The 22389-nt window shown below is 73.4% G+C and carries 17 protein-coding genes; 5 read left to right on the top strand and 12 right to left on the bottom strand.

The features are described 5' to 3' along the window. Window positions 1-100 precede the first annotated feature (100 nt). On the top strand, window positions 101-964 hold the full coding sequence (locus AB0P24_RS29420; protein ID WP_365799190.1) for an aminoglycoside phosphotransferase family protein: 864 nt from the start codon (window positions 101-103) through the stop codon (window positions 962-964). A gap of 139 nt (window positions 965-1103) precedes the next feature. Here AB0P24_RS29420 and AB0P24_RS29415 read toward each other — a convergent pair whose 3' ends face one another. The 4 genes from AB0P24_RS29415 to AB0P24_RS29400 all read right to left on the bottom strand — a co-directional run bounded on the left by AB0P24_RS29415 (window position 1104) and on the right by AB0P24_RS29400 (window position 5494). Then, window positions 1104-1823, bottom strand: a complete 720-nt coding sequence (locus tag AB0P24_RS29415; protein WP_365799188.1) for a 3'-5' exonuclease — start codon at window positions 1821-1823, stop codon at window positions 1104-1106. Window positions 1824-1937: 114 nt separating this feature from the next. Next, window positions 1938-3179 (bottom strand): SAV2148 family HEPN domain-containing protein, encoded by a 1242-nt coding sequence (locus tag AB0P24_RS29410; RefSeq protein WP_365799186.1) that lies wholly within the window; start codon window positions 3177-3179, stop codon window positions 1938-1940. 102 nt (window positions 3180-3281) lie between these two features. Continuing rightward, a complete protein-coding gene (locus AB0P24_RS29405; protein ID WP_365799184.1) occupies window positions 3282-4622 on the bottom strand; it encodes a copper amine oxidase in 1341 nt (446 codons plus the stop codon). A gap of 56 nt (window positions 4623-4678) precedes the next feature. Next, on the bottom strand, window positions 4679-5494 hold the full coding sequence (locus tag AB0P24_RS29400) for a Tat pathway signal sequence domain protein (RefSeq protein ID WP_365799182.1): 816 nt from the start codon (window positions 5492-5494) through the stop codon (window positions 4679-4681). A 196-nt stretch (window positions 5495-5690) separates the two neighbouring features. On the opposite strand from AB0P24_RS29400, the gene glgX reads away from it, so the two are divergent. From glgX to AB0P24_RS29385, 3 genes are all read left to right on the top strand, one after another. Further along, window positions 5691-7799, top strand: coding sequence for a glycogen debranching protein GlgX (gene glgX / locus AB0P24_RS29395; protein ID WP_365799180.1), 2109 nt, complete (start codon window positions 5691-5693; stop codon window positions 7797-7799). A 133-nt stretch (window positions 7800-7932) separates the two neighbouring features. After that, entirely contained in the window at window positions 7933-10284 is a 2352-nt protein-coding gene (gene treY, locus AB0P24_RS29390; protein WP_365799178.1) for a malto-oligosyltrehalose synthase, read from the top strand. Between the two features lie 290 nt (window positions 10285-10574). Then, complete coding sequence (locus tag AB0P24_RS29385) at window positions 10575-11825, top strand: M14 family zinc carboxypeptidase (protein ID WP_365799176.1); 1251 nt, start codon at window positions 10575-10577, stop codon at window positions 11823-11825. A gap of 88 nt (window positions 11826-11913) precedes the next feature. Here the strand turns inward: AB0P24_RS29385 and AB0P24_RS29380 are convergent, their stop codons facing one another. The 3 genes from AB0P24_RS29380 to AB0P24_RS29370 all read right to left on the bottom strand — a co-directional run bounded on the left by AB0P24_RS29380 (window position 11914) and on the right by AB0P24_RS29370 (window position 14388). Continuing rightward, window positions 11914-12327 carry an SSI family serine proteinase inhibitor gene (locus AB0P24_RS29380; protein ID WP_365799174.1) on the bottom strand — a complete coding sequence of 138 codons (414 nt, stop codon included), beginning with the start codon at window positions 12325-12327 and terminating at the stop codon, window positions 11914-11916. Beyond that, the gene (locus AB0P24_RS29375) at window positions 12324-13691 is read right to left on the bottom strand and encodes a M14 family zinc carboxypeptidase (protein ID WP_365799172.1); all 1368 of its coding nucleotides are present in this window, start codon (window positions 13689-13691) and stop codon (window positions 12324-12326) included. The genes AB0P24_RS29380 and AB0P24_RS29375 overlap by 4 nt, the downstream gene beginning before the upstream one ends. A gap of 145 nt (window positions 13692-13836) precedes the next feature. After that, window positions 13837-14388, bottom strand: a complete 552-nt coding sequence (locus AB0P24_RS29370; protein ID WP_365799170.1) for a DUF1707 and FHA domain-containing protein — start codon at window positions 14386-14388, stop codon at window positions 13837-13839. Window positions 14389-14563: 175 nt separating this feature from the next. On the opposite strand from AB0P24_RS29370, the gene treZ reads away from it, so the two are divergent. Further along, window positions 14564-16309: a malto-oligosyltrehalose trehalohydrolase gene (treZ, locus tag AB0P24_RS29365; protein ID WP_365799168.1), complete on the top strand. Its 1746-nt coding sequence runs from the start codon at window positions 14564-14566 to the stop codon at window positions 16307-16309. A 60-nt stretch (window positions 16310-16369) separates the two neighbouring features. Here the strand turns inward: treZ and AB0P24_RS29360 are convergent, their stop codons facing one another. From AB0P24_RS29360 to cyc2, 5 genes are all read right to left on the bottom strand, one after another. Beyond that, the gene (locus AB0P24_RS29360; RefSeq protein WP_365799166.1) at window positions 16370-17344 is read right to left on the bottom strand and encodes an aminoglycoside phosphotransferase family protein; all 975 of its coding nucleotides are present in this window, start codon (window positions 17342-17344) and stop codon (window positions 16370-16372) included. Window positions 17345-17406: 62 nt separating this feature from the next. Then, window positions 17407-18537, bottom strand: a complete 1131-nt coding sequence (locus AB0P24_RS29355) for an aminopeptidase P family protein (protein WP_365799164.1) — start codon at window positions 18535-18537, stop codon at window positions 17407-17409. 217 nt (window positions 18538-18754) lie between these two features. After that, window positions 18755-19309 carry a PDZ domain-containing protein gene (locus AB0P24_RS29350; RefSeq protein ID WP_365799162.1) on the bottom strand — a complete coding sequence of 185 codons (555 nt, stop codon included), beginning with the start codon at window positions 19307-19309 and terminating at the stop codon, window positions 18755-18757. A gap of 91 nt (window positions 19310-19400) precedes the next feature. Continuing rightward, the gene (locus AB0P24_RS29345) at window positions 19401-19652 is read right to left on the bottom strand and encodes a hypothetical protein (protein ID WP_365799160.1); all 252 of its coding nucleotides are present in this window, start codon (window positions 19650-19652) and stop codon (window positions 19401-19403) included. Between the two features lie 310 nt (window positions 19653-19962). Then, window positions 19963-22158 carry a germacradienol/geosmin synthase Cyc2 gene (cyc2, locus tag AB0P24_RS29340; protein ID WP_365799158.1) on the bottom strand — a complete coding sequence of 732 codons (2196 nt, stop codon included), beginning with the start codon at window positions 22156-22158 and terminating at the stop codon, window positions 19963-19965. Window positions 22159-22389 lie beyond the last annotated feature (231 nt).

The raw sequence follows: 22389 nt of genomic DNA, 5'->3' as shown, positions 1-22389 counted from the left end.
CGTGGATGCGAGACTGACCGCCGGATGGCGAGAAGACGACGCCGTGTGCACCCGCGCAGTCGAGGGCGCGCGGGCGCCGGGGACGACACGGAGGCGGGCGATGGACGAGGCAAGGGCGCGGGAGGTACTGGCCGCGGCGGGTGTGCTGCCCGGTGCGGCGGAGGGCGCCTCGCTGCTCGCCCTGGGCGAGAACGCGGTGTTCGCCGCCGGGGAACTGGTGGTGAAGGTGGGCCGGGACCGCGAGCTCCTCGACCGGGCCCGGCGCGAGCTGGAGATCGCCGGATGGCTGGCAGAGGCCGGTGTGCCGGCCGTACGGGCCGCCGAGCCGAAGGCACTGCTCGTCGAGGGGCACCCGGTGACCGTGTGGCACCGGCTGCCGGATCCGGTCCGGCCGGCCGAGCCGCGCGATCTGGCCGGACTGCTGCGGATCGTGCACGCACTGCCCTCTCCTTCCTTCGTGTTGCCGCCCCGCGAGCTGCTGGGCGGTGTGGAGCGCTGGCTGCGGCTGGCCGGGGACGCGATCGACCCCGCCGACGCGGCGTATCTGCGGGAGCGCCGGGACGGCTTCGCGGTGGCCGCGGCCGCGCTGACGCCCCGGCTGACGCCCGGGCCGATCCACGGGGACGCGCTGCCCCGCAATGTGCACGTCGGCCCGGACGGCCCGGTGCTGGTCGACCTGGAGACCTTCTCGTCGGACCTGCGCGAGCACGACCTGGTGGTGATGGCGCTGTCCCGGGACCGGTACGGCCTGCCGGCCGAGGCCTACGACTCGTTCACCGAGGCCTACGGGTGGGACGTGCGCGAGTGGGAGGGGTGCGGTGTGCTGCGCGGAGCCCGGGAGACGGCCAGCTGTGCGTGGGTGGCGCAGCACGCGCCGGGCAACCCCAAGGCGCTGGCCGAGTTCGAACGGCGGGTGGCCTCGCTGCGGGAGGGCGACGAGTCGGTGCGGTGGTATCCCTTCTGAGCCGCGGCCGCTGAGGAGCGTCCCCAAGGGGCGCGGGGCTGAATGGGATGTGCGGCTACCGCCGCGTGGGCGCGACCAGCCACGACGGCGCCGCGGACGCACAACGACGCAGCGCGGCGTTTCGATCTGAGCGGAACGCTCAAGCCGCTTCGACCGGCTCCCGCAGCGGCCAGGTCCCGTCCACCACCGCGTCCGCCTCTCCCTTGCGGCGCAGGAACTGCTGGAAGTCCGCCGCCCATTGCGCGTACCACTCCACCTGGCGCCGGTGCAGTTCCGCCGGGCCCAGGGCGGCGATCTTCGGGTGGCGGTCGGCTATCGCGCGGGCCAGGCGGGCCGCGGCGAGGGCGTCGGCCGAGGCGTTGTGGGCGGCGGCGAGGGTGATGCCGTACTCGGCGCAGACCGCTTCCAGGTTGCGCTTGCCGCGGCGGTAGCGGTCGACCCAGCGGTCGATGGTGTACGGGTCGATGACCGGCGCCGGGTCGAGGCCGCCGAGGCGGTCGGAGAGGGACGGCAGGCCGTGGCGGCGCAGTTCCGCCGAGAGCAGGGTGAGGTCGAAGGTCGCGTTGTAGGCGACGACCGGGACGCCGGTCTTCCAGTAGCCGGTGAGGACGTCCGCGAGGGCGTCGGCGACCTGGTCGGCCGGTCCGCCCTCCGCCGCCGCCCGCTCGTTGCTGATGCCGTGCACCGCCACCGCGTCGGCCGGGATCTCCACGCCCGGATCCGCCAGCCACTCGCGGCGGCCCAGTTCCTGCCCGGCCCTGACCTCGATCACGGCCCCCGTGACGATCCGCGCCTCGTGCGGATCCGTACCTGTCGTCTCCAGGTCGAAGCCGATCAGGAGCTCCTGGTGCCAGCCCATGGGCGGCCCCCCTTCATTGGTGGTGCTTTCCCCCAGTGGTCTCCACCCTCGCATGCGCCACTGACAATCAGAGGACCGCGTTCCGCTTGGCGCCGCGCGACCGCCGCGTGTGCCTCAGGACACCGGGCGCGAATCCGCCCAGGCCATCTCGAACTCCTCGCGGTACGTCGGGAAGAGCCCGGTTTCCAGGACGTCGTCCGACTTGACCACCTTGCTGCCGTTGCGGAGCACCAGCACGGGCGACTCCATCCCGCGTGCCCCGCGCAGATAGGACTGGACGACGGCGACACCGTCCGCGCCGTCGCCGTCCACCAGGTAGGCGGAGAAGCGGGGGGTGTCGTCGTAGACCTGGATCTCGAAGGCGCCCGGGTCGCGCAGCCGGGAGCGGACCCGGCGCATGTGGAGGATGTTCATCTCGACCGAGCGGGCCAGTTCGCCCCGTTTCATGCCGAGCTCGCGTTCGCGGCGCTTGACCGCGCTGGAGGCGGGGTTGAGGAAGAGGAGCCGGACCCGGCAGCCGGTCTCGGCGAGGCGGACCAGGCGGCGGCCGGAGAAGTTCTGCACGAGCAGGTTGAGGCCGATGCCGATGGCGTCCAGGCGGCGGGCGCCGCCGAAGAAGTCCTCGGCCGGGAACTGGCGCATGAGGCGGACCCGGTCGGGGTGGACGGCGACGACGTCCGCGTACCGGTCGCCGACCAGGTCCTCGACGGCGTCCACGGGGAGCCGGCGCGCCGAGGGCACGTCGCCGCCCGCGCCGAGCATCTCCAGGAGCCGGGCGGAGGCGCGCTCGGCCTGGTCGAGGACGGCCCCGGACAGCGCCCGGTTGCGGGAGACGACGTTGCGGGTCACCTCCAGCTCGTCCAGGGCGAGTTCGACGTCCCGGCGCTCGTCGAAGTACGGCTCGAAGCACGGCCAGTGCTGCACCATCAGCTCGCGCAGCTGAGGCAGGGTGAGGAAGCTGAGCACGTTGTCGTCGGCGGGGTCGAGCAGGTAGCCCTTGCGGCGGCTGACCTCGCGGACCGCGACCGCCCGCTGGACCCACTCCTGGCCGGCCGGACCGGCCGCGGCGACCACCCACTCGTCGCCGTGGACGGGTTCGTAGATGGGCCGCAGCACGGCGGCCACGACCGCGCGCATCCGCTGTTCGACGAGGTTCAGCCAGATGTAGGCGCGGCCGGCCCGCTGGGCGCGCGTACGCACCTCCAGCCAGGCGTCGGCGTCCCACTCCAGCTCCGGCCCGATGGAGCCCGTGGCGTCCATCGGCCGGGCCAGCGACACCGCGCCGGGCGGGACGTCTGTGGAGTTCCCCTCGTGACCCTCGTCACCAGGGGGCAGCTCCAGGCCTCCCGAGCCCACCCGTGCACCGCCTTCCGCTCCCCCGAGCTCTCCCCATGCCAACGATCAAGGAAGGGTACTCCGGGAGTGGTCGGCGGTGCAGCCGGATGGACAGGTCGTTTCTCAACTACCGTTTCCGGGCTGTCCGTTCTGATCAGCGAGGGCGGCCGGCGTGAGCGGATTCATAGCGGTGACGTCCCGCGGGGCGATGGAGAAGCCCTGCCAGTGGACCGGCATCGGCTGCTGGTCCTCGTCGCGCGCGATGTGGTGGAAGCCGACGTTCACCCAGACCACGGGGTTGGTGAGGGTCTGCCCGTTCACGAACTTGTCGACGGTCCTGGGGTGACCGGTCGCGCAGCCCGGGTTGTTGCTGGCGAACTGCTCGCACTTGTCGTACTGGGTGAAGTAGACGTCGTGCGAGGTGAAGGCGTGGCCCGGGTACGTGTTGCTGGCGCCCCGGACGATCTCGTAGGACCGCGCGTGCCCGTCCTTGTTCTTGCCGGCCGTGCTGACCACGCGCCACCAGCGCATGTTCTCGGCGTCGCCGGCGAGTTCCTTGGTGACGTCGGTGCGGGTGGTCTTGTCGGTGGGCGCCTCCTGGCCGTGCACGGGAGCGCTGACCTTCGAGTCGTACTGCTCGATGCGGCTCTTGGAGGAGCCGTCGAGGTCGAAGTCGAGCTTCCAGAAGACGTTGTGCGCGTGGCTGGTGGCGTAGGCGTGGGCGCCCTTGCCGATCGGCCAGCCGCGGCCGTCCCCGGCGTCGTAGTCGCTCGGCGAGAGGCTGCCGGTGGCACCGACGTTCATGTTGATCGTGCCGTCGTCCTGGAACCGCCACTCGGTCATGTACTCGTACCAGCCGACCTTGTTGACGGTGTAGACCAGCAGGTCCTTGCCCTGCTGCTGGTACACCCGGTTGCCGGTGTCGGCCTGCATCCGGTACGCGTGGCCGCGCGAACGGGTGGTGGTGCACAGGCCGTTGACGTCGGGGTGCGCCGGGTCCCAGGCGTCGGGGACCTTGACGGTCTTGATGGTGCCGCCGGGGCACTCGGCCGAGGCGAGCGGCATCAGGCCCTGGGCGAAGCCGAAGCCGGTCAGGTCGTCGTACTCGACGCTGCCGTCGTCGTAGGGGACGTCGATCTGGGCGAGGCGGGCGCTGGAGAGCACCTTGATGGGGGCCGACTCGCCCTTGGGCTGGTAGGAGATGTGCTCCAGGACCAGTCCGGCCTTGCTGTCGTAGCGCCAGCACATCCGCCAGGTGGTGCCGGTGGACAGCTTCTGCTCGATCCGGTACGCGGCGGAGCAGTCGGCGGCGGCCGCGGCGGCCCGCCCCGGCTGTGCGACGGCGGGTCCGGCCGCCGTGGTCGCACCTGCGGCCAGCGCGGCCGCGGCGAGACCCACGGCGGCCGTCCTGCGGGCATGGCGGATTCTGGGCACGCGCGTGCTCGCGCGCATGTTCACGTGCATGACGAAGTGACTCCTGGTACGGGAGGTTCAGGTGGAAGGTGATCGGAGGAGCCGGCTCAGCCGCCGAGCTTCACGACCTTGCGCGCGCTCAGGTCGACGACGAGCGACCTGGCGTCGATCCACGGGCCGTTCTTCACCTTGGGGAAGAGCCGCACACAGCGGTGTTCGCCGCACGCGTCGAGCGCGGCGGGCCGGGTGCCCTCGGTGGCGCGGTAGACCGCGCTGTTGAGCAGCAGCTGCTGCTCCGGGTCGGTCAGTTCGGTGCCCGTGGCGTCCTTGAAGTCCGCCTTCAGGCCGGCGCCGAGCGGATCGGCGACGAGCAGCTTGAGGGCCTCGACGTTCTCGTCGTGGCTGAGCGGCGGCTGGACGCCCTTGCGGCTGGTGGTCTGCTCGACCTTGCCGGTGTCGAGGTTGACGGTCCGGGTGACGAGGGTGTCGTCCCGGTAGTCGTAGAACGTCACGTCCGCGCGGCGCGGCGCGTTCGCCGCGTCCAGTTCGTTCGCGTCCGGCTCGGCGAGGTCGACGCTGAGCCGCTCCGGGCCGCGCCGGCCCTCGACGTTCTCCCCGGCGCTGAACATCTGCTTGGTCAGGGCGAGTTGTTCGACGCGCCTGGTCTCGTCGTCGGTCAGCGGGTCGCTGCCGGTGCCCTTCTTTCCCTCGGCCGGCGACTGTTCCACGACCCCCGGTCTGACGGCGTCCTGCCCCTGGCCGGCCTGCTGCGCGGCGACCGCGCCGTTTCCGCCGCCGCCTCCCGACTCGTCCGCCCCGGCCGTGCCCGGCAGGGTGATCCCGACCATCACGGCGGTTCCCGCCACCGCCAGTCCCGCACCGGCCACCACCTTGCCCAGATGGCGGTGCACTATCTTGCGCACATCTTCCCCCTACTCCCCCTTGGTCACAGGGAGTACGTGTCTGCCCCACTGATTCGGCACACTTCGCCACATGGGCCGCTGTGTGCACTGGTCGCCGGGTAAGAGGGGCGTAAGTCACGAGGGGTTCCATTACTTTCGGGCAGACTCATGACCAAGGCGCCCCCGGGCGCGGGACCCACCTGGAAGAGTCGACTTCATGCAGGTCTGGCCTGGAGAGGCATATCCGCTCGGCGCCACGTACGACGGCGCCGGGACCAACTTCGCGGTCTTCACGGAGGCCGCGGACCGAGTGGAGCTGTGTCTGCTGCACGACGACGGCTCCGAGACGGCGGTGGAACTGCGGGAGAGCGACGCCTTCGTCCGGCACGCGTACCTGCCGGGCGTGATGCCGGGGCAGCGGTACGGCTTCAGGGTGCACGGCCCGTACGACCCCGGTCGCGGGCTGCGCTGCAACTCGGCGAAGCTGCTGCTCGACCCGTACGCGAAGGCGGTCAGCGGGTCGGTGCGCTGGGGCGAGGAGGTGTACGGCTACCACTTCGGCGACCCCGACAAGCGCAACGACCTGGACTCGGCGCCGCACACCATGACGTCGGTGGTGATCAACCCGTACTTCGACTGGGGCGACGACCGGCGGCCGCGCACGGAGTACCACCACACGGTGATCTACGAGGCCCATGTGAAGGGCCTGACCATGCGCCACCCGGGCCTGCCGGACGAGCTGCGCGGCACCTACGCGGGCCTGGCCCATCCGGCCGTCGTCGAGCACCTGACGGCGCTGGGCGTCACGGCCCTGGAGCTGATGCCGGTCCACCAGTTCGTGAACGACCACCGGCTGGTCGACATGGGCCTGAACAACTACTGGGGCTACAACACCATCGGCTTCTTCGCCCCGCACAACGCGTACGCCTCCTGGGGCGACCGCGGCCAGCAGGTCCTGGAGTTCAAGTCGGCGGTACGGGCGCTGCACGAGGCCGGTATCGAGGTGATCCTCGACGTGGTCTACAACCACACCGCCGAGGGCAACCACCTGGGCCCGACGCTGTCCTTCCGCGGCCTGGACAACCCGTCGTACTACCGGCTGACCGACGATCCGCGCTACTACATGGACACCACCGGCACCGGCAACTCGCTGCTGATGCGGTCCCCGCACGTGCTCCAGATGATCATGGACTCGCTGCGGTACTGGGTCACCGAGATGCATGTCGACGGCTTCCGTTTCGACCTCGCGGCGACTCTCGCCCGGCAGTTCCACGAGGTGGACCGGCTGTCGTCGTTCTTCGACCTGGTGCAGCAGGACCCGGTGGTCTCCCAGGTGAAGCTGATCGCCGAGCCGTGGGACGTCGGCGAGGGCGGCTACCAGGTGGGCAACTTCCCGCCGCTGTGGACCGAGTGGAACGGCAAGTACCGCGACACCGTGCGCGACCTGTGGCGCGGCGAGCCGCGCGCGCTGGCGGAGTTCGCGTCCCGGCTGACCGGCTCCTCCGACCTGTACCAGGACGACGGCCGCCGCCCGCTGGCCTCCATCAACTTCGTCACCTGCCACGACGGCTTCACGCTGCACGACCTGGTGGCCTACAACGAGAAGCACAACGAGGCCAACGGCGAGGACAACCGGGACGGCGAGAGTCACAACCGCTCGTGGAACTGCGGTGTGGAGGGGCACACCGACGACCCCGGTGTCCTGGAGCTGCGCGAGCGCCAGATGCGGAACTTCGTCGCCACGCTGATGCTGTCCCAGGGCGTGCCGATGATCAGCCACGGCGACGAGTTCGCGCGCACCCAGCAGGGCAACAACAACGCGTACTGCCAGGACAACGAGGTGTCCTGGGTGGACTGGCCCGATCCCGGGGAAGACGGCGGGCTGCCGGCCTTCACGCGCGCGATGGCGCGGCTGCGCAAGGAGCACCCGGTCTTCAGACGCCGCCGCTTCTTCCACGGCCGCCCGGTGGAGGGCACCCACGACGAGCTCTCCGACATCGCCTGGTTCACCCCGGAGGGCCACGAGATGGTCCAGCGGGACTGGGACTCGGCCCAGGCGTCGGCCCTCACGGTGTTCCTCAACGGCAACGCGATCTCGGAACCGGACACACGGGGGCAGCGGATCGCCGACGACTCGTTCCTGCTGATGTTCAACGCGTCACCGGAGCCGCTGGACTTCGTGGTGCCGGTGAACCACGGCCGGCAGTGGGAGGTGGTGGTCGACACGGCACAGGCCGAGGGGGTGCCACCCGGGCCGAAGGTGGACGCGGGGGCACGGCTCACTCTGGTGGGCCGGAGCCTGGCTGTGCTGAAGAGGCCGGCGTAGGGATGCGTGCTCCGACGGGCTGTTGGGCAAGTGCGGGCCGGTGGGGGCCGGTCGCGCGGTTCCTCGCGCCCCTTCGGGGCGCTGTACCGCACGCGGTGGCACAAAAGCCGAGCAGCCGGGTACATACGTCCGCATGACAGCCGAGCGAACCGCCCCCACCGTCCCGACGGCCACCTACCGGCTCCAGCTCCAGCCCGGCTTCCCCTTCCCGGCCGCCGAGGCCGCCGTGCCGTATCTCGCCGCGCTCGGCGTCTCCCACCTCCACCTCTCCCCCGTCCTGGAAGCCGTCCCGGGCTCCACCCACGGCTACGACGTCGTCGACCACGCGCGCGTACGCGAGGAACTCGGCGGCGAGGACGCGCTGCGCGCGCTGTCGCGCACCGCGCGGGCGCACGGTCTCGGTCTGGTCGTGGACATCGTGCCGAACCACATGGCGATGTCCCCCCGGCACAACCACGCCCTGTGGGAGGTGCTGCGGGAGGGCCCGAAGTCGCCGTACGCGCGCTGGTTCGACGTCGACTGGGAGGCGCAGGGCGGGCAGCTGCTGGTGCCGGTGCTCGGCGGCCCGGTCGGCGAGGTGCTCGGGCAGCTGACGGTCGACGGTGACGTGCTGCGCTATCACGAGCACGCCTTCCCGCTCCGGGCCGGCACCGCGGGCCTGCCGCTGCCGGAGCTGCTGGACGCGCAGTGGTACCGCCCGGTGTGGTGGCGGCTGGCCCGCACCGAGCTGAACTACCGGCGGTTCTTCACCATCTCGGAGCTGATCGGGGTGCGGGTGGAGGATCCGGAGGTGTTCGAGGCCACCCACGCCAAGATCCTGCAACTGCTGCACGAGGGCGTGGTGGACGGGCTGCGGGTCGACCACCCCGACGGCCTCGCCGACCCCGACGGCTACCTCGCGCGGCTGCACGAGGCGACTCGCGGGCGCTGGACGGTCGTGGAGAAGATCCTGGCCGACGGCGAGCATCTGCCGGCCGGCTGGCCGGTCGCGGGGACCACGGGGTACGACGCCCTGCGGCACGTGGACGGTCTGTTCACCGATCCCGCGGGCGCCGGTGAACTGCTCGGCCAGTACCGCGCGTTCGCCGCCCCGCAGACGGACCGGGGCGGCGACTGGGCGGCGACGGTGCGGCGGGCGGCGTACAAGGTGATCACGCACGAGCTGGCGGCCGAGACGGACCGGCTGACCCGGGCGGCCACGCGCGTGTGCGCGGCGTCGCCCGATCCCGTACTGCGCGACCGGGCGCCCTGGGCGCTGCGCACCGCGCTGGAGGAGCTGCTGGTGCGGATGCGGGTGTACCGGCCGTACCCCTCCGGTGACGTCGCCGCCGTGGTCACCGAGGAGGCCGCCGAGGAGGCCCGGCGGGCCTTCGTGGTGCCCGAGGAGGGCGGGGCGGTGGACGTGGTGCGCCGGCTGCTCCTCGCGGGGGACGGGCCGGGGGCCGAGGAGTTCCGGACCCGGTTCGCGCAGACCGCCTCGGCGCTGCGGGCCAAGTCCGTGGAGGACACGGCGTTCTACCGCTATGTGCCGCTGCTGGCGGCGACCGAGGTGGGCGGGGACCCGGGCAGCCCGGGGATCTCCCCGGACGCCTTTCACGCGTACTGCGCGCGCGTGCAGCGCGACTGGCCGCTCACCGGGACGGTGGTGACGACGCACGACACCAAGCGCAGCGCCGATGTGCGGGCCGCGCTGGCGGTGCTGACCCAGTGCCCGGAGCGCTGGGCGGACGTGCTGACCGAGGTGACCCGGGAGGGGGAGGGGGTGCCGGACGCGCAGCTGGCCTGGGCGGCCTGGCAGACGGTGTTCGGGCTCGGACCGGCGGCCCCGGAGCGGGTGCGGGAGGCGCTGGTGAAGCACGTGCGGGAGGCGGGCCTGTACACGAGCTGGACGGAGCAGGAGCCGCCGTACGAGGAGGCGGTGGTCTCGTTCGTCGCGGCGGGGCCGTGCGGGGTGCCAGGAGAGCGCGTGGCGGCCTTCCGGGCCTCGCTGGGGCCGCACGTCCGGGCGAACGTGCTGGGGACGGCACTGGTCCATCTGACGATGCCGGGGGTGCCGGACGTCTACCAGGGCACGGAGGGCGAGTACCGGGCGCTGGTGGACCCGGACAACCGGCGGCCGGTCTCCTTCCCGCCGCGGCAGCCGGGCGAGAAGGACGCGGTGACGGCGGCGGCGCTGCGGCTGCGGGCGCGGCGCCCGGACGTCTTCGGCGACACGGCGACGTACACGCCGCTGACCGCCGAGGGACCGGCCGCGGCGCACTGCCTGGCGTTCGCGCGCTCCGGTCGGGTGGTCACGGCGGTGACCCGGCTGTCGCTGCGGCTGGCCGCGGCGGGCGGCTGGCGGGAGACGGTCCTGGCGCTGCCGCCGGGGCGGTGGGCCGACGTGCTGGCGCCGGGGCGGGAGTTCACGGGGCACGTGCGCGTGGGCGAGCTTTTCGAGGGGCTGCCGGTGGCGCTGCTGGAGCGGGTGGACGACGGGGGCTGACGGGACTGGCGGGGCCTGACGGAACCACCGGCAGAATTCACTCGAACGAGTGAATATGTGGCTGATTCGGGGAGTTGCTGAAACCCGCCGGGCGCGGGCCGCGTCGGTTATCGGCGCGCGGAGCGGTTCCGCGCCCCGTAGTGGCTTCGCACTCCCCGCCGCGCCAACCGCCCCGCCGGACGACAGCGCATGCCTCGGGGCGCCCCCTGGAGCCTCCCCCGGGAGGTCCTTGACAGTTCACCTATGCCGTGCGGGACTGGGGAATGCGAAGCCGGGCGGACAAGTCGGGGGTGAGTCTCCTGCCGGAGCTGCGTTACCCCAGTGTTCCCGAACTCGTCTCGACCGCCCGGGCGCTGGCCGCTCACCGGCCCGGCCTGTGCACGTTGCGGCAGATCGGCCTCTCCCGCGGGGGCAGGCCGCTGCACCTGCTGTCCGTCGGGCACGCCCGGCGGGCGGTGCTGGTCGTCGCGGGCGCCCACGCCAACGAGCCGACCGGGGGCGGCACCCTCCAGGCGCTGGCCCAGCGGGTGCTGCACGAGCGGAACCTGCGGGCGGAGACCTCCTGGCACTTCCTGCTGTGCGCGGACCCGGACGGGGCGAGCCTGCACGTCACCCCGGCTCCGCGCAGCCTGTTCGACTACCATCTCGGCTTCTACCGGCCGGCGGGCCCGGAGCAGCCGGAGTGGTCGCCGTCGGTGCTGCCGCCGGACCGGCTGCCGCCCGAGACCCGGGCCCTGCTCGGGGTGATCGACGAGCTGCGCCCCTACCTCCAGGTGACGCTGCACGGCACCGATCTGGGCGGCAGCTGGGTGCAGTTGACCAAGGACGTGCCGGGACTCGCCGAGCCGTTCGCGAAGTCGGCGGCGGAGCTGCACATCCCGGTGGAGACGGGCGCCTCGGACGCCGCGGGCTGGCCGCGCTCCGGGCCCGGGGTGCGGGTGATGCCCGGTCCCGAGACGGGTGTGGCGTACCCGAGCCTGCCGGACGACGCGCGGCACAGCACCTGGTACTACGCGCACCGTTACGGCGGTCTGACGGCGGTGGTCGAGGTGCCGATGTGGGCGAGCGACCTGGTCGACGACCCGGCACCGCACCCGGCACCGGCGGCGGCGATGCGCCGGCTCGCGCATCGGCTGCTGCGGGACTCGCGGGAGGTGGAGCGGGTGCTGGCCGAGGCACTGCCCCGGCTGGACGACCTGGACGGGCCGCTGCTGCGGGCGGCCCGCTGGGTGCTGGGGCTGATCCCGGGGCTGGCCGAGGACTGGATCCAGCGGCCGCCGGTCGACACGACGATGGCGTACGTCGGCAGCGTGGACGCCTTCGGGCGGCGGCTGCCGTTGCGGGCCGCGTCGATGCTGCTGCGGGTGCTGCGGGAGGCGGACGACCGCGCGGCGCCGCTGCTGGAGCAGCTGGTGGCCTCCTGGTGCGAGGCCTACGGGGAGCGCTTCCAGGCCCGTTGGGTGCCCGTGGAGCGCCAGGTGGAGCATCAGTCCCGGACCGTGCTGGCGGCGGCGCGGCACGCGCGTGAGCGGGCCGCGTGAGGGCGGGCCGCCCGAGGGCGAGGGCGGCGTGCGGGCGAAGGCCGCGTGCGGGCCTGGGGCTGCCCGGTGCCCGCACGCCGCCCCCGGCTCAGCCGTCGAGGGCGAAGACCGGGCCGGTCCGGGCCGCCAGCCGGCAGGGGTTCGCGAACGTCTCGCGGTACTCGATCGGTCGGCCGTTCCACTGCCCGCGCGCCTGGGCCGTCACCGGGAGGTAGACCATCGGGCACATCGCGCCCCTGGCCGGGGGGATGCGGGCGATGTCACCGCCCACCGCGTCGAGCCGGGCGCAGGCCTCGGCCGCGCGGGAGTGCCCCTGGGGCGGGTCGCACCGCAGCAACGTGACGCGTGTGTCGCCGGAGTGGCCGTCGCCCGTGGTGACGGTCAGGTACAGGTGGTCGCCGTCGCGCGTCAGGTCCGGCGCGGCCTGGGCCGGGCCGGCCGTGAGCAGGGCGGCGGCCAGCAGGGCCCCGGCGGCCGCTGTCGCTTTGCTGAGATGCGTCATTCCCCGTGCATCGGCACGACGGGCTCGGTCCCCCAGCCCGGCTCACCCGATCGGGCACGTGCGCGCGCGTGGCGGTGCGCGATGTCGAACGCGCTCAGGACCACGCGTGTCTGGTACTCGGCCTGGCGTTCGACCGGGATCCATCGCGCGCCGAGGGCGTCGTGGTAGTCCGCGCACCAGGTGTCGATCAGCCGGTCCAGGTCGGGCAGGGCGGCGGCGGGGTCGTGCCCGGTGCTGCGCAGGAGCTGGTGCAGCAGCCCGGCGGCGCGCAGGACCAGCCGGCGCCCGGCGATGCGCAGGGCGGCCAGATGGGCGGAGCTGAGCGGGGGCAGCGGGCGGGCGCTGCCGGCGTCCGTGTCGGGGTCCCAGGCCTCGGCGAGGCCGGGGCAGACCAGCAGGTAGTCGTCGACCGGCGCGAACAGCCGGGCCGCGTCCGGCGCCGCGGCCAGCTGCGGCCGGACCCGGGCCAGGACGCCGTCCAGGAGGTCCGTGTCGTGCCGCAGGGTCCGGCTGACCGCGCGCAGCGCCGCGTCCCGGTCGGCGGGCGGGGTGCCGTCCTGGACGGCGGCCACACCCCACATGGGCGCCTCCACGATCGCGGTGACGGTGCCGTGCCGGTACGGGTGGAACCAGGTGGACTCGACGGCGGCCTCGGTGATGGCGGCCGCCAGGTCGCCGCGGCGGGGCGGCGGGACGCGGTAGACGGCCGGGCCCAGGGCGGGCCAGTACAGGGTGTCGTACGCGCCGAGTTCGCGGGGGATGCCGAGCCCGGTCGCGATGTGCGCGAGGCGCCGGTCGAGGCCCGGCAGGTCGCGGGTCAGCTCGACGAAGCCGCCGCCGACGTCGACGCCGTGCAGCGAGCACTGCAGGAAGGGCCGCAGCTCGTCCTGGAGGCCGAGCAGTGCCCGGGTCTCGGGCAGCGCGACGGCCTCCGCCCCGCCGGGAAGCCACTCGGGCTGTTCCAGGAAGCCGGGCCGGAAGAAGTTCCGGAAGTAGTGGCCCAGGGTGTACGGCCCGGCCAGCCAGCCCTCGTTGCGGCGGGAGCCGTCGGGGTCCAGGCACAGCAGCAGGTTCCAGGTGACGTCGGCGCCCTCGGTGAGCCGCGGGTCGGCGAGGACCCGGTCGGCGAGGCGCCGCAGGGTGGCGCCGCCAACGGGTTCGTTGGCGTGCGGGCCCGCGACGACGAGGACGTGACGGGCGCCGTGACCGATGGAAAGCAGCCACATCGGGGTGCCCGCGCGGGAGACCCCGGCCCTGCGCAGCCGGGCGTCCCGGGGGCGGTCGGCGACCAGCGCGGCCGCCCACGAGGCCAGCTCGTCCACGGACGGATAGCGGAGGAGGGGCGGCAGGTCACACCTCCACAATGCGGTGCCGTCACTTCACATGGTGTGCATGGCGTACGCACAGTCAGTCACGACTTGAGGGGTACGTCAACACCGCGGCGGACAAACACTTTTCGGCCACCGCGCGGGAGCTGTCCAGGAGACCGGGGACGGGCCGGGCCGGGGCTCAGTCGCCCGCGAGCCGGAAGGCCATCCGGCCGAAGGCGACCTGGTCTCCTTCGCGGACGACGGCGGCGCCGGTCACCCGGCGGCCGTTCACGGTGGTGCCGTTGGTGGAGCCGAGATCCCTGAGCACCCACAGGCCGCCCTGGCGGCGGAGTTCGGCGTGCACCCGGGAGACCGTCTCATGGTTGAGCCGCAGCCCGTTGGCGGGGTCGCGGCCGATCCGCAGCGGGTGGTCGTTGCCCGGGTGCGGCAGCAGCAGCTTGGGCAGCCGCTCGGCCTGCCAGGCCCGGCGCAGCCGTACGGTGAAGCCTGAGACGGCCTCGACGGTGCCGAAGAGCACGCGCGCGAAGCGGCTCTCCTGGGGCAGGTCGGCGGTGAGCGCGGCGAGTTCCTCGGCCCGGCGGGCGGCGAGCGCCAGCTCCATGCGGCGCACGAACGTGTCGTGCGACAGCCGTCCCATGGCGACGCCGTCCCGCAGCACGCTCAGCGCCTTGTCACGCTCCGCGTCGGACAGCCGCGCGGGGTAGGTGTGGAACTCGAAGGACGACGTCACGCTGCCGATTCTGAGTGAGTGAACCCCGGGTGTCCAGAAAACGGGAAAACGGCCGCCACGCGCGCGTACGTACGGCGACACCCGCCGGGAAAGCCGTGATTCAAAAGCGGACTGATCGCTTTCGCGGCACGATGGACGCACTACCTCACGATGAGCCAGACGAAGGGGACCGTCCGTGCAGTTCGAGGTGTGGGCACCGCAGGCAGACCGTGTGACGCTCCATTGCGGCGGCGCCACGTGCGCGTTGGAGCGCGACCCGGAGCGGCCCGGCTGGTGGACCGGGGAGGCGGACGCCGAGGACGGCACGCGGTACGGGTTCGCCCTGGGCGACGGCCCTGTGCTGCCCGACCCGCGCTCGCGCCGCCAGCCGGACGGCCCGGACGGGCTCAGCGCGGTCGTCGACCACACCCGCCACGAGTGGCGTGCCGCCTGGCCCGGACACGCGCTGCCGGGGGCGGTGCTCTACGAGCTGCACGTGGGCACGTACACCCCCGAGGGCACCCTGGACGCGGCCGCCGGCCGCCTCGGCCACCTGCGGGAACTGGGCGTCACGCACGTGGAGTTGATGCCGCTGTGCCCGTTCCCCGGCCGGCACGGGTGGGGGTACGAGGGGGTCTCGCTGTGGGCGGTGCACGAGCCGTATGGCGGCCCCGAGTCACTGAAACGGTTTGTCGACCAGGCGCACGAACTCGGTCTCGGCGTCGTCCTGGACGTCGTGCACAACCACCTCGGCCCGTCCGGCAACTACCTGCCCGCGTTCGGGCCGTACTTCACCGACGCGCACCAGACACCCTGGGGCGCCGCGGTCAACCTGGACGCGCCCGGGTCCGACGAGGTGCGCGCGTATCTGGTGGGCAGCGCGCTGGCCTGGCTGCGCGACTACCGGATCGACGGGCTGCGCCTGGACGCGGTGCACGCGTTGTGCGACACGCGCGCGTGCCACTTCCTGGAGGAGCTGTCGTCGGCCGTGGCCGGGCTGGCCGCCGAGTCGGGCCGTCCGCTGTTCCTGATCGGCGAGTCCGACCTGAACGACCCGCGGGTCGTCACCCCGCGCGCGGAGCACGGGTTCGGCCTGGACGCGCAGTGGAACGACGACTTCCACCACGCTCTGCACGCCGCGCTGACCGGCGAGTCCCAGGGCTACTACGCCGACTTCGCCCGCGCCCCGCTCGCCGCCCTCGCCAAGACGCTCACCGGCGGCTACTTCCACGACGGCACCTACTCCAGCTTCCGCGGCCGCCGGCACGGCCGCCCGCTGGACCGCGCGCGGGTGGCCGGACACCGGCTGCTCGGCTACACCCAGACCCACGACCAGGTCGGCAACCGCGCCCAGGGCGACCGGCTTTCGGCAGCCCTCTCCCCCGGCCTGCTGGCCTGCGCCGCCACCCTGGCCCTGACCGCGCCCTTCACGCCGATGCTGTTCATGGGCGAGGAATGGGCGGCCGGCACCCCCTGGCAGTTCTTCACCGACCACACGGACCCCGACCTCGCGGAGGCCGTACGGCGGGGCAGGCGGCGGGAGTTCGCGGCGCACGGGTGGGCCGAGGAGGACGTGCCCGATCCGCAGGACCCGGCGACCCGGGAGCGGTCCTGCCTGGACTGGTCGGAGCCGGAACGCGAGCCGCACGCGCGCGTGCTGGCCTGGTACCGCAGGCTGCTCGCGCTGCGCCGCGAGCAGCCGGACCTCACCGATCCCGATCTCGCCGACACCAAGGTGGCCTACGACGAGACGGCACGCTGGCTGGCGTTCCGGCGCGGCGACGTGCGGGTGGCGGTGAACCTCGGCGCGGAACCGGCCGCGATCCCGCTCGGCACCGGGCGGGTGGAGGTCCTGGCAGCGTGGGACACCGTGGGGGCACCGGGCACGGACGGGGTGCTGCGGGTGCCGGGCGAGTCGTGCGTGGTCCTGACCCAGGCCTGATCCTGGCCTGACCCGGGGCCCGGGTCAGGCCAGGATCAGGCCCCGGCACCGGGCGTCCCGCTACAGCTCGTCGTCGTCCATGGTGTCCTCGGGGTCCTCGGGGTCCTCGGGGGCCTCGCGCAGCTCCGTCACCCGCTCCAACAGGATCGTCTCCCAGGCGCGCCGGAGCTGCGTGCGCAGCAGCGGCAGGGGGCTGTCGTCGCGGCCTTCGAGGCGGTCGGTGAGGCGGATGACGGTGTCGCAGCGGGCCAGCCACAGGCCGCGCAGGCAGGGGCGGGGGCCGTAGCCGGCCAGCGTGGCCGCGCGGACGGCCGCGCCGGAGCCGACCGCGAGGGCGAGCCCGGCGATGTCCTCGGCGGGGTCGCCCACCACCGCGTCGGTCCAGTCGAGCACGCCGCGCACCCTGCCGTCGGCGCTGACCACCAGGTGCTCGCCCTTGAGGTCGTGGTGGGTCAGCACGGCGGTACCGGGCTGGGCGGCGAGCTGGGCGGCGACCGGCGGGGTCAGCTGGAGCAGGCGGGCGGGATCGAACTCGTCGGCGGCGGCGAGGCGTTCGGCGGCGGGCACGGCCATGCGGCGCAGCGCCTCCAGGGAACGCGGCGGGGTGCGCGGCACGCCGAGTGTCTCGGCCTGCCGTACGGGCACCTCGCGCAGTCCGGTGAGCAGCCCGGCCAGGTCCGCCTCGCCGACCGCGGAGACGTCGTGCTCCTCGGCCGTACCGCCGGGGATCACGGTGTCCAGCGTGTACGTCAGCCCCGGTGCCCACTCGCCGTGCGCCACGCCGGCCGGGACGGCGACCGGCAGGTGCGGCCGCGTCAGGTCGCGCAGGCGCAGTTCGCGGCGCTGGCGGACGGCTGCGTCCCGGTCGGGCGCGAGACGCAGCACATGGCGGGTGCCGACCCACCAGGTGGAGTGCTCAGTGCCCGCCGTGACGGGCCGCGCCTCGGCGCCCGAGGTGCCGCCCGCGCCGTCCTTGAGCAGCGAGCGGACCAGTCGGCGGACGGTGTCCGCGGTGGGAGTCGGTGGCTGGGTCATGGATCGCGCCGTTGCCGTTCGGGGTGGGGTAGGGGCGAGCAGGTGGTGGCGGGCCGGGTCGGTCAGCTCACGATGACCATCTCACGGGTGGTGTTGTTGAAACGACGGCCGCCGTCCTCGGTCACCGTGACGATGTCCTCGATCCGCACCCCGAAGCGGCCGGGCAGGTAGATGCCGGGCTCCACGGAGAAGCACATCCCGGGCACGAGCGGCTGTCCCTCACCCTCGATCATGTACGGCGGCTCGTGCGTGGTGACGCCGATGCCGTGCCCGGTGCGGTGGATGAAGAACTCGCCGTACCCGGCGTCGGTGATGACCGCGCGGGCGGCCCGGTCGACCTCCTGGCAGGCGGCGCCGGGGCGTACCGCCCGGAAACCGGCCTCCTGGGCGGCGCGCACGACGTCGTGCACCTCGCGCTCCTCGGCGGTCGGCGGGCCCACGTGCACGGTGCGGGTGGTGTCGGAGCCGTAGCCGTCCTTGAGGCCGCCGAAGTCGAGCACGACCATGTCGCCGTCCTGGAGGACCCGGTCGCCGACCTCGTGGTGCGGGTTGGCGCCGTTCGGGCCGGAGCCGACGATGGTGAAGTCGACCTGGTCGTGGCCGAAGCGGCGCAGCAGGTCGGCGAGGTCGTGGCCGACGTCGGACTCGCGGCGGCCGGCGAAGGGAACCTTGCGGATCTCCTCGAACGTTGCGTCGGCGGCCGCTCCGGCGGCGGCGAGGAGTTCGAGCTCGGCCGGGTCCTTCACGGCGCGGAGCATGGGCAGCGCGTCGGTGAGGGAGGCGTAGGAGGTGCCGGGGAGTGTCTTCTGCAGGCCCAGCAGGTGCATGGCCCAGGCGTTGTCGCTGACACCGAACCGGCCGTCCTTGCCGAGCAGGTCGGCGGTCACGGCGTAGGGGTCCGTGCCGTCGGTCCAGTCCCGCAGGGTCAGCACGGCCGCGCCGGCGGCCTTCTCGGCGTCGGGGGCTTCGAGGGCGGGGACGATCAGCACGGGGTCCCTGCCGGGGGCCAGGACGAGGAGGGTGAGCCGTTCGGTGACCGCCGTGGGGGTGTAGCCGGTGAGCCACACCATGTCGGGGCCGGGGGCGACGAGGAGACCGGCGAGGCCGGCGTCCGCGGCGGTGCGCGCCGCGCGCGTCATGCGGGCCTGGTAGTCGCCGGCGGTGAAGGGGGCGGCGGGGGTGGTGCCGGTCATCCAGGGCCTCCTTGCGCGGGTGACGGGGCGGGTATGCGCCTCGGCATGCATCCTGCCGGGTGCGGCGGGGCCGCGCGAGCCGGTTTGGGCGAAGCCGCCGTTGCGGGTTGCGGTGGGTCGCCGGTGCGGGGTGGGTTGTGGCTGGTCGCGCCCACGCGGCGGAGCCGCACGTCGACACCGCCCCGCGCCCTCCCGGGGCGCGTCCGTGCGGATGTTCTCAAGTGAGGACGCCCGGCATCACGGTCAGCCGCTGGTACCCCCCGCTCGCGTGCCGCACCGTCAGCTTCGTCTCCTTCCCCGGCCGGGCGTCGGCGACCGCTCGGGCCAGGTCGGCGGCGCTGTCGATCCGCCGGTCGCCGAACCGGAGCAGGATGTCGCCGCGCACCAGCCCCGCCGAGTAGCCGGGTCCGGGTACGTGGACGCCCACCACCAGCGCGCCCGCCTTCTCGGCGTCCACTGCCTCCACGCCCAGGGCCGCGGCCGCCGTCGGCGAGGGGGCGGGGGTGGCCGGGGGTGCCTGGCTCGGTGTGGTCGGCGGGGCCTGGTGCCGCAGTTCCGCCAGTCTGCTCATGCCGATCACGGTGGCGCCCACCGTGCCCAGCCCCACCCCGGACAGCACCAGGGCCGTGCCGACGAACGTTCCGAACAGCAGGGTGCTGATCCGGCCGGCGCGGCGGCGCGCGGCGTGCGGGCGCCGGGCGGGATCGGCTGGGGGGCCGTCCCGGCGGTCCTGACCGGGGATCGGCTTGGGACGCAATGCGATCTGTTCCATGGTTCGCCTCCACCCCGAGCCCTACCCTGCGCACGCGGGCGCGATGAGCCACGAACGAGTGAGACTGACCCTGGGTGAGCGGCGGGAATCCTTAGCCCTCACCTGTGCCACGGGCACCGTCGAGAAGGGCCACCACCAGGTCCGCCGCCGCTCCCGCGGGCATCCCGCCGTACACCAGTTCCATCCGGTGGACGAGGCGCGGTGCGGCGACCGTGCCAGGGACGCCGGCGACCGTGCCAGGGAGGCCGGTGACCGGCCGGGGACGCCCGTGGCCGTGCCGGGGACGCCCGTGGCCGTGCGCAGGGACGCCGAGGGCCGTGCGCAGGGACGCCGAGGGCCGCATGGAGCCGGTCGCCTCGCCTCCGGTGGTTCCCTGGAGGCGGTGGCGGGCTGCGGCACCGGCGGCACGTACTTCGTGTGCGCGGACGGCTCGTTGCCGTACGCGGAGTCGCCCGGGTGGCGCCGATCCGCCGGCCGGACGAGATGGTCATGGACCAGGGCACACTGCTCCGGCCCGGCCGCGGAAAGGACCTCGGGCTGTCGCCGCTGCTCCGGCCGGCCGGGGAGTTCGAGCGGCTGGGCGACCTGCCCCAGGCCGAGCGGGTCCGGGTCTGCACACCTCCCTCCGGTAGGAACCCGCGCGATGAGCGCCGTCAGCCGACCGGCAGTGACGGCGCGAGCGGCGGGCGGGCCGGAACGAAGCCGTGGAGCCGGCGGGCGAGGTGGTCCGCCCGGTAGCGGTCGACGTTCCGATGCCAGTTGAGGATGCCGGCCATCCAGTTCTGCAGGTCGCGCACGTAGGCGTCCATGGCCTTGCGCGCTGTGGCCGTCAGCTCGAAGTCGTCGTACACGACCGGGAGTTCGCTCGCCACGACGTGTTCGAACTGCTGCATCCGCTGGGTCATCAGGTCGTGGACGACGTGGAGTGCAGTCGGGTAGTCGACGCCGAAGAAGTTCTGGACGACGAGGACGGCGTTGTGCAGCTCGCCCTCGTACTGGATCTCCTTCTGGTAGGAGAAGACGTCGTTGATGAGCATGCCGTAGTCGATGGCGGCGTTCTCCAGGGAGCGCACCGGGCCGCTGCGGTACACCTCGGGCGGGATCGCGGGGCCGTGGCCGCGGCGGGCCAGGCTCAGGGTGAGGTCGGAGCCGAAGGTGGCCCTGCGCATCTCCAGGTAGTCGACCGGGTCGGGGACGCGGTGCTGGAGCTGGTTGGACATCTCCCAGACCCAGCTCTCGGTCATGGTGTCGACGGACTGCTTGAGGGCGAGCCGGTCCTCGGGGCTCATCCCGGTGGTGGTGCGGGCCCACAGGTCGAGCAGGCCGCGCTCCATACCGGTGGCCGGCACCGGCACGGGCTCGTCGGCGAGGGGCATGCAGGCCGAGAGGCGGGCGGTGGCGAGCCGGGCGCCGGCCAGGTCGCGCCGGGTGCCGAAGCAGAGGGGGTAGTAGTCGTCGGCATAGGTGCCCCAGGCCAGCCACCGGGCGCTGAGGTCGAGTTCCTCGGGGGTGGCGTCGGGGTCGAGTCCCGCGGAGCAGAGCACCAGGTCACAGGCGGCCAGCCGGTCCTCGTCCCAGACGCCCTCGGACAGCATGCCGGTGCCGTGCATCCAGGCGGTCAGCCGGGGTCGGGCGGCGTCGAGATGCGGGCTGACCTCGACCTCGTACGGCATGTGGAAGTCGGGCAGGAGGGAGGGGCCGACCTGCTGGAAAGGCACATGGGAGTAGGCGCTCAGCCTCCCTTGCCGTCTGAAGGACGTGGGAGGTGCGCCCACCGCGGCGGCCGCGGCCAGCAGGGCGCCGACGTCCGCGGCGGAGGTGCCGGGGCCGGTGAGGTGCTGCCAGGGGGAGGACGGGACGGCGCCCTGGTTCATGTAGCGGCTGGAGCGCAGGTGCCATTCGTGGCCGCCGGACTGCCAGTCCTGCAGGCCCTTGGTGTAGGCGGCGATCGCGGCGGCCTGGCCGGGGGTGAGGCCCCTCTCGGCGGCGAGGGCCGGGACTTCGGTGAGGGCGGTGTGCTCGAACTGGTGGAGGCGGGAGGTGAGGATGTCGTTGACCGTGTCGGCGGCCTCCTGGGTGGTGCAGTCGAAGAACGTCTCCAGGACCAGCACGCCGTTGCTGTTCTCGCCCTCCTCCTCCACCTCGCGCTGGTAGGAGAACAGGTCGTTGCGCAGGTGGACGGCGTCGGCGAAGGTCTCCATCAGCACCCTCAGCGGTCGCGTACCGGCCACGGCCGCGGGCACCTCGGCCGTCGCGTACTCGACCAGCCCCGCGGACCAGGGGGCGCCGCCGACCTTGCGGCGCATCTCGATGTACTCGACGGGGTTGGCGATCCGCCCCTCGTTGATGTTGGACAGCTCCCACATCGACTCGTTCAGCAGGTGCTCGGTGGCGACCGCGAAGCGGCGCCGCCAGTCGGCCGACATCGAGGGCACCGTGCGCGCCCACAGGTCGGCAAGGCCCGCCTCCACCGGGTTCTGCGGCTCGGGCACGGGGGTCGCGAGATCGAGCGGCATGAAGAGCGGGAGGCGGTCGAGATGGGCCTTGCCGGCGGCGCGGTCCTGGGTGCGCTTGTACATGTCGAGGAAGTGGTCGTCGAAGAAGAACACCCACACGTACCAGTCGGTGATCAACGAGAGGGCCGGGCCGTCGCAGTCGGGGTGGGTGTAGCCGCACAGCAGGCCGTAGTCGTGTGCCTCCAGGTCTGCCTGGGTCCAGATCCCGGAACCCTCCAGCATGCCCATCGCGCGGGCCCACTCGGTGGAATGGGCCCGGGCCTCCGCCAGATGCGGGTTGAGCCGCGCGGGATACGGCATGTAGAAGTGCGGGAGTTCGAACGGCTGCGTCATGGCCGGGCCCTACCCGCGCGCCGCGAACGCCATCCGCCGCGCGGCACATGATCACACCATCGCGTGAACAGCGGCCCAATCCGGGAACTCCGCCCGGCTGGTGTGGCGTTCGGCTCTCGCCGTCGCCGTCGCCGTCGCCCACGCCCACGCCCACGCCCACGCCCACGCCCACGCCCACGCCCACGCCCACGCCCACGCCCACGCCCACGCCCACGCCCACGCCCACGCCCA

This window comes from Streptomyces sp. NPDC086519 (assembly GCF_040686075.1).
GTDB lineage: Bacteria > Actinomycetota > Actinomycetes > Streptomycetales > Streptomycetaceae > Streptomyces > Streptomyces shenzhenensis.
The sequence above is the reverse complement of the archived record's forward strand: the minus strand, read 5'-3'. Positions and strand labels throughout refer to the sequence as shown.

Excerpts from the sequence above, each read along its gene's own strand:
- AB0P24_RS29345 (WP_365799160.1), bottom strand. The coding sequence starts at position 19,652 with ATGCGGCCCTCGGCGTCCCTGCGCACGGCCCTCGGCGTCCCTGCGCAC.
- glgX (WP_365799180.1), top strand. The coding sequence starts at position 5,691 with ATGCAGGTCTGGCCTGGAGAGGCATATCCGCTCGGCGCCACGTACGAC.
- AB0P24_RS29380 (WP_365799174.1), bottom strand. The coding sequence starts at position 12,327 with ATGACGCATCTCAGCAAAGCGACAGCGGCCGCCGGGGCCCTGCTGGCC.
- AB0P24_RS29415 (WP_365799188.1), bottom strand. The coding sequence starts at position 1,823 with ATGGGCTGGCACCAGGAGCTCCTGATCGGCTTCGACCTGGAGACGACA.
- treY (WP_365799178.1), top strand. The coding sequence starts at position 7,933 with ATGACAGCCGAGCGAACCGCCCCCACCGTCCCGACGGCCACCTACCGG.
- cyc2 (WP_365799158.1), bottom strand. The coding sequence starts at position 22,158 with ATGACGCAGCCGTTCGAACTCCCGCACTTCTACATGCCGTATCCCGCG.
- AB0P24_RS29350 (WP_365799162.1), bottom strand. The coding sequence starts at position 19,309 with ATGGAACAGATCGCATTGCGTCCCAAGCCGATCCCCGGTCAGGACCGC.
- AB0P24_RS29355 (WP_365799164.1), bottom strand. The coding sequence starts at position 18,537 with ATGACCGGCACCACCCCCGCCGCCCCCTTCACCGCCGGCGACTACCAG.
- AB0P24_RS29420 (WP_365799190.1), top strand. The coding sequence starts at position 101 with ATGGACGAGGCAAGGGCGCGGGAGGTACTGGCCGCGGCGGGTGTGCTG.
- AB0P24_RS29360 (WP_365799166.1), bottom strand. The coding sequence starts at position 17,344 with ATGACCCAGCCACCGACTCCCACCGCGGACACCGTCCGCCGACTGGTC.
- AB0P24_RS29405 (WP_365799184.1), bottom strand. The coding sequence starts at position 4,622 with ATGCACGTGAACATGCGCGCGAGCACGCGCGTGCCCAGAATCCGCCAT.